Origin of the sequence: Mesorhizobium sp. M7A.T.Ca.US.000.02.2.1, assembly GCF_003996995.1 — a bacterium.
Taxonomy (GTDB): domain Bacteria; phylum Pseudomonadota; class Alphaproteobacteria; order Rhizobiales; family Rhizobiaceae; genus Mesorhizobium.
This window is the reverse complement of record NZ_RZTT01000359.1, coordinates 1-6,230: the sequence shown is the minus strand read 5'-3', so window position 1 is coordinate 6,230 and position 6,230 is coordinate 1. Positions and strand designations below refer to the sequence as shown.

5 protein-coding genes are annotated in these 6,230 nt (G+C 63.5%); 3 read left to right on the top strand and 2 right to left on the bottom strand.

From position 1 onward, the window contains the following. Positions 1-437 (top strand): TIGR02117 family protein (locus EOD15_RS26285; RefSeq protein ID WP_127408978.1); only part of this gene is annotated, 437 nt, incomplete at its 5' end. 81 nt (positions 438-518) lie between these two features. Here EOD15_RS26285 and EOD15_RS26280 read toward each other — a convergent pair. After that, the gene (locus EOD15_RS26280; protein WP_127321835.1) at positions 519-1,757 is read right to left on the bottom strand and encodes an FAD-dependent monooxygenase; all 1,239 of its coding nucleotides are present in this window, start codon (positions 1,755-1,757) and stop codon (positions 519-521) included. A gap of 19 nt (positions 1,758-1,776) precedes the next feature. Continuing rightward, positions 1,777-2,022, bottom strand: coding sequence for a zinc-finger domain-containing protein (locus EOD15_RS26275; RefSeq protein WP_023814125.1), 246 nt, complete (start codon positions 2,020-2,022; stop codon positions 1,777-1,779). 246 nt (positions 2,023-2,268) lie between these two features. On the opposite strand from EOD15_RS26275, the gene EOD15_RS26270 reads away from it, so the two are divergent. Both EOD15_RS26270 and ppx read left to right on the top strand, forming a co-directional pair. Then, positions 2,269-4,470, top strand: a complete 2,202-nt coding sequence (locus tag EOD15_RS26270; protein WP_127381246.1) for an RNA degradosome polyphosphate kinase — start codon at positions 2,269-2,271, stop codon at positions 4,468-4,470. Further along, complete coding sequence (gene ppx, locus EOD15_RS26265) at positions 4,470-6,005, top strand: exopolyphosphatase (protein WP_127408977.1); 1,536 nt, start codon at positions 4,470-4,472, stop codon at positions 6,003-6,005. Before EOD15_RS26270 ends, ppx begins: the two co-directional genes overlap by 1 nt. Positions 6,006-6,230 lie beyond the last annotated feature (225 nt).

Here is a 6,230-nt window from a genome sequence, read left to right as displayed (position 1 = left end):
GGCCGGAGGTCCGCTACATCGTCTTCGGCTGGGGCGGCCGCGCCTTCTACCTGGAGACGCCGACATGGTCCGAGCTGAAGGCGGTGCCGGTGATGAAGGCACTGACACTCGACGCGTCGGTCATGCATGTCGATGTCGCCGGTGACATCCTCGAACCGCGCCCCGATGTCGCGGGGTTCGACATCACCGAGGATCGGTTCGCGGCGTTGCTCGATTTCATCGCTGCGAGTTTCCAGCGGGGCCCGAAAGGCCCGATCCTCGTTCCGGACGCAGCCTATTCCAGATTCGACGGCTTCTACGAAGCCAATGGCCATTTCAACGCACTGGTTGGCTGCAACACCTGGACGGCGGCGGCCTTGCGCATCGCCGGCCTGCGCACCGGCTGGTGGAACCCGCTGCCTGCATCGCTCGGGCTATCGATGCGGCTGTATAATTAGCTGTCTCGTCTTGTCGCGTTTCGCCAATGCGAGACGCCTCATTCCTTCGCGCCCCCTCTGTCCTGCCAGCCTGTCAGGCTTTCAACGCCTGACAGCAGCCTCAACTGCCCGCCACCCATAGAGCCAATCCAGATCCGCCGCGAGCTTTTCCGAGCGCACCTTCAGGAACACATTGCGCGCAATCGCCACTGGACCCGAGGCATGCCAGGCCAGCCGGTTGACAACGCCGCGTCGGGCGACCTGCGCTACACGCGGTCGCCGTGACTGTTCCCAGGTCGCAGGTGCGGCCAGGGGGTCGGCAGGGAAGTCGGAGATGATGTCGGCAAGCGTCGCAGCATCCTCGATCGCCATCGCCGCACCTTGCGCCGCGAACGGCGTCATCGCATGCGCGGCATCGCCGATCAGCGCCATGTTGCCGGTCGTCCAAGGCTGTTTGCTGTCGACCGTATGGATCGGCCATGCGGTCCATGGGCCGGCCTGCTCGACCAGGCGGGCAAGTTCTGCCGCGGTGCCGCGCAGGGCTCGGGTCAGGATCCCGGCGTCGGCATTGCCGGACCAGCCTTCGGCAATACGGTCGCCCTTGGTGAAGGCAGCGAGATTGAAGGCAGCACCCTTGCTGACGGGATAGGCCACCATATGGAAGCCGGGATGCAGGAAGGTGGTGACGCAATTGGTTACACCGATCGCGGCAAAGGCTTGTCCGGCAGCGCTTTCGGCGGCAATGGTCGCGCGCCAGGCCAGTTCGCCGGAGAAATGGTTTCTTGGCAAAGCCGCCCTTTTGGCCGAATCGACAAGTGCGCGCACCGACGACCAGACACCATCGGCTCCGATCAGCAGGAAGCCCTCAGCCTTGATGGTTTTGCCGTCGATCTCGGCCGTCGCGGTGATGCCATGGGGGCCGGTGGCAGCGCTGCTGACGCGGGCGCCGGTGGTAAGACGGATATCCGGTATCTGGGAAACCCGTGCCATCAGCGCGCTCTGCAGATCAGCCCTGTGAGCGACGAGATAGGGTGCCTGCCAGCGCGTTTCGGCGGCTTGCCCCAGCGGCACGCGCGCCAGTTCGCGCAGGGTCGCGGCCTCCTTCAACACCACGGCTTCGGGCCGCACCGTTGCCGGCAGCAGCCGGTCGAGCACGCCAAGCTGGCGAAGGATACGGGTCGCGTTGGGAGAAAGCTGAATGCCGGCGCCTGCCGCTTCCAGGCGCTGCGCCTGTTCGAACACCCGAACAGTGTAGCCGCGGTCGGCGAATGCAAGCGCTGCGGTCAATCCGGCGACACCCGCCCCGGCGATGACAATTTGCCGGGATCGCGTGTCGGTCATCGGGCTGGTCGCGAAAGACTCAGGCGGCCTGATCGATGTAGATGCAGCCGGCCGGCAGCGTCTCGGTCGCCTTCAGCTTCGGAGAATAGCGGTAGAGCGTCGAGCAATAGGGGCAGACTTTTTCGTTGTCGTCGCCCATGTCCAGAAACACATGCGGGTGGTCGAAAGGCGGATTGGCGCCCGTGCACATGAATTCCTTCACGCCGATGTCGATTGCCTGATAGCCCGCATCGTTCTGAAAATGGGGAATGGAACCGCCTGCCATCGTCGTCTCCTTAACGCAATCTCGTCTGCATCTGGATCATATCAGGGCTCTTTGCAAGTTCGATGAAATGAAACTGTCGCAAAAGCCTGTCAGAGGATAAGTTAAGCCGGTTAACGCATGGCCCCGAAGACCGACACCGGTTTTCGGCAAGGACCATGCGTCGCCTTGGAGTGGCAGAGCGTCCTTTGCGCGTCCTGAATGACGTGCGGCGCTTTAGCTGGCTGACGGTGTGGAAGAGCGGGAATCATGAACGAACTGAAGCCGGTGCAGAACGAATTCGTGGATGTCGAGGTGGCTCGCCCGGAGGGCGGCAATCCGGACCGGTTTGTCAACCGCGAGTTTTCCTGGCTGCAGTTCAACCGGCGCGTCCTCGAGGAGTCGCTGAACCTCAATCATCCGCTGCTGGAGCGCGTCCGCTTCCTGTCGATCTCGGCCGCCAATCTCGACGAGTTCTTCATGGTCCGTGTTGCCGGTCTTGCCGGCCAGGTGCGCGAGGGCATCACGCTGAAGAGCCCTGACGGCCGCACCCCCGAACAGCAGCTCGAACAGCTGCTGCGTGAGGTCGAGCGACTGCAGGAAGATCAGCAGAAGAGCCTTTCGGCGCTCACCGTGCTGCTCAACAAGGAAGGCATCGAGAGCATCACCCGCGATGCGCTGACCAAGGACGAGAAAGTCTGGCTGGAAGACCATTTCCAGGAACAGGTTTTCCCGGTGCTCACCCCGCTGTCGATCGATCCGGCGCACCCGTTCCCGTTCATTCCAAATCTCGGCTTCTCGATGGCGCTGCAATTGCGCCATCGCAAGAACGGCGAGGAGATGAGCGCGCTGCTGCGCCTGCCGGTGGCGCTGAAGCGCTTCATCCGTCTGCCGGACCGCAAGCATCATGTCCGCTTCATCCCGCTGGAAGAGGCGGTCGGCCTCTATATCGGCAAGCTCTTCCCCGGCTACGAGGTCAAGGGCTCCGGCACGTTCCGTATCATTCGCGACAGCGATATCGAGGTCGAGGAGGAGTCCGAGGATTTGGTTCGCCTGTTCGAAACGGCGCTGAAGCGGCGGCGGCGCGGATCGGTGATCCGCATCGAATTCGACAGGCTGATGCCTGGCGAATTGCGCGACTTCGTCGCCGGCGAGCTTGGCGTGTCGTCCAGCCGCATCAGCGTCTTGACCGGTCCGTTGGCGCTCAGCCAGATTTCCGAGATCGTCGCCGTCCCTCGCGACGACCTGAAATTCACGCCCTACAATCCGCGTTTTCCCGAGCGCATCCGCGAGCATGGCGGCGATTGCTTTGCCGCCATCCGCGAGAAGGACATCGTCGTCCATCACCCTTACGAATCGTTTGACGTCGTGGTGCAGTTCCTGCGCCAGGCGATGGCCGATCCGGAAGTGGTGGCGATCAAGCAGACGCTTTACCGCACCTCCAATGACAGCCCGATCGTGCGTGCGCTGGTCGACGCGGCCGAGGCCGGCAAGTCGGTCACCGCGCTGGTCGAGCTCAAGGCGCGTTTCGACGAAGAAGCCAACATTCGCTGGGCGCGCGACCTGGAGCGTGCCGGCGTGCAGGTCGTGTTCGGCTTTCTCGAGCTGAAAACCCATTCGAAAATGTCGCTGGTGGTGCGGCGCGAGGACGGCAAGCTGCGCAATTACGTGCACCTCGGCACCGGCAACTACCATCCGGTAACGGCGCGCATCTACACGGACCTGTCCTTCTTCACCACCGATCCGACGATTGCCCGCGATGTCGCCCAGCTGTTCAATTTCATCACCGGCTATGCCGAGCCGACAGACGAAATGCGGCTTGCGATCTCGCCGTTCACGCTGAGAAGCCGCATCCTGAAGCACATTGCCGACGAGATTGCCTACGCGGTGCAGGGGAAACCGGCGCGCATCTGGATGAAGATGAACGCACTCGTCGATCCGATTATCATCGACGCGCTCTACGATGCCAGCCGGGCCGGCGTCGAGGTCGACCTGGTCGTGCGCGGCATCTGCTGCCTGAGGCCGCAGGTTCCGGGCCTGTCGGAAAACATCCGCGTAAAATCGATCGTCGGCCGTTTTCTCGAGCACAGCCGCATCTATTGTTTCGGCAACGGTCACGGCCTGCCGTCGGACGAGGCGATCGTCTACATCTCCTCGGCCGATCTGATGCCGCGCAATCTCGACCGCCGCGTCGAAACCATGGTGCCGATCACGAATCCAACTGTGCACGAACAGATCCTTGGCCAGATCATGCTGGGCAACATCATGGACAATCAGCAAAGTTTCGACGTATTGGCTGATGGAACCTCCCGGCGCGTCGTGCTGGAGGAGGGCGAGGAACCGTTCAACGCGCAGGAATATTTCATGACCAATCCGAGCCTGTCGGGACGGGGTGACGCGCTGAAGTCGCATGCGCCCAAGCGCATTGCGCAGTTCAAGCGCCGCAAGAAGAACGCTGCAGCGTCCGGCTGATGCTGTCTGATTCCCAGGGCCGGCTGCAGGACCGCCGACCGCTGTCCATCATCGACATCGGATCGAACTCGATCCGCCTCGTCGTCTATGAGGGGCTGGCGCGCTCGCCGACCATGCTGTTCAACGAAAAGATGCTGGCCGGTCTCGGCCGGGGCATCGTTTCGACCGGCAAGCTCGACCCCGAGGCGGTGACGCGCTCGATGGAAGAGTTCCGTCGCTTTCGCGCGCTTTCCGACCAGGCCGGCGCCGAGCAGATGTATGTGCTGGCCACCGCCGCGGCCCGCGAGGCGGTCAATGGCCCTGATTTCATCCACCGCGCCGAGGAGGTGCTGAAGACCGAGATCCGTGTCATCAGCGGCCGTCAGGAAGCGTATTATTCGGCGCTCGGCGTCATTTCCGGCTTCCATCCGGCCGACGGCATCGCCGGCGATCTGGGCGGCGGCAGCCTCGAACTGGTCGACGTCGCCGGCGAAGCGATCGGCGACGGCATCACACTGCCGCTGGGCGGCTTGCGCCTGCAGGACATGGCGAAGAACTCGCTGACCCAGGCGGCGAAGATCGCGCGTGACGAACTGGCGAAGGCCAAGCTGCTGAAAGGCGGGCAGGGCAGGCCTTTCTACGCCGTCGGCGGCACCTGGCGAAATCTCGCCCGGCTGCACATGGAAATGACCAACTATCCGCTTGGCGTCATGCACCATTACGAGATCTCGGCCGAAAGCGCGGCGAATTTCCTCAAGCAGGTGGCCAAAGCCGAGATCGAGAAGGTCAAGGGCATCGAAGGCGTTTCCAAGAACCGCCGTTCGCTGCTGCCCTATGGCGCCGTCGTGCTGCAGGAGATCATGGCGGCGATGCAGCCGTCGAAGATCGTCGTCTCGGCGCTCGGCGTGCGCGAAGGCTTTCTCTATTCGCTGCTCGACGAGGCGGAGCAGAAGGCCGATCCGCTGATTTCGGCCTCGGAGGAGCTTGCACGCCTGCGCTCGCGCTCCGTCACCCATGCGCATGAACTTGTCGACTGGACCGCCAAAACCTTTGCCGCCTTCGGCATCGACGAGACCGAGGACGAGGCGCGCTACCGCCACGCGGCCGCATTGCTGGCCGATATCGGCTGGCGCGCGCACCCCGAATATCGCGGCAAGCAATCGCTCAACATCATCGCGCACGCCTCCTTCTTCGGCGTCGACCATCCCGGCCGTGCTTTCCTGGCCATGGCCAACGCCTATCGTCACGACGGCATCTTCAACGAAGCCATCGCCCCCGAGATCAAGGCGCTGGCGCCGCCGCGTTATCTGGAGCGGGCGCGCGTGCTCGCCGCGATGATGCGCGTCGTCTACCTGCTGACGGCGTCGATGCCCGGCATCATGCCCAGGCTGAAATGGGAACAGCGCGCCAACGGCGTGCTGGCGCTGGTCTTGCCGGCATCGCTGGCCGATCTCTATGGCGAGCGGCCGGCCGGGCGCCTGGCGCAACTGGCAAGGATAACCAACCGCCGCCTGGTGCTGGCTGTTGAGGGCGGGCCCAGCATGTCGGTGAAATAGGGCGTGTCGGTCAAGTAGGCGTTACGCCGAACCACTCCCGTCGACGCAGGGCTATGGACTCTTGCGAAGAGGACCCCCACCCTAGCCCTCCCCACAAGGGGGAGGGAACGCTGCCGTGTACCTCTAATTCTTCTTGGCGCCGAAAAGACAGGCGATTCGCGTGGGTCGGCGCCAACGGAAGTCTCCCTCCCCCTTGTGGGGAGGGGTTAGGGGTGGGGTCCGTGC

What these genes read in the sequence shown, in the direction of transcription:
- EOD15_RS26270 (WP_127381246.1), top strand. Translation starts at nt 2,269, where the DNA reads ATGAACGAACTGAAGCCGGTGCAGAACGAATTCGTGGATGTCGAGGTG.
- EOD15_RS26275 (WP_023814125.1), bottom strand. Translation starts at nt 2,022, where the DNA reads ATGGCAGGCGGTTCCATTCCCCATTTTCAGAACGATGCGGGCTATCAG.
- ppx (WP_127408977.1), top strand. Translation starts at nt 4,470, where the DNA reads ATGCTGTCTGATTCCCAGGGCCGGCTGCAGGACCGCCGACCGCTGTCC.
- EOD15_RS26280 (WP_127321835.1), bottom strand. Translation starts at nt 1,757, where the DNA reads ATGACCGACACGCGATCCCGGCAAATTGTCATCGCCGGGGCGGGTGTC.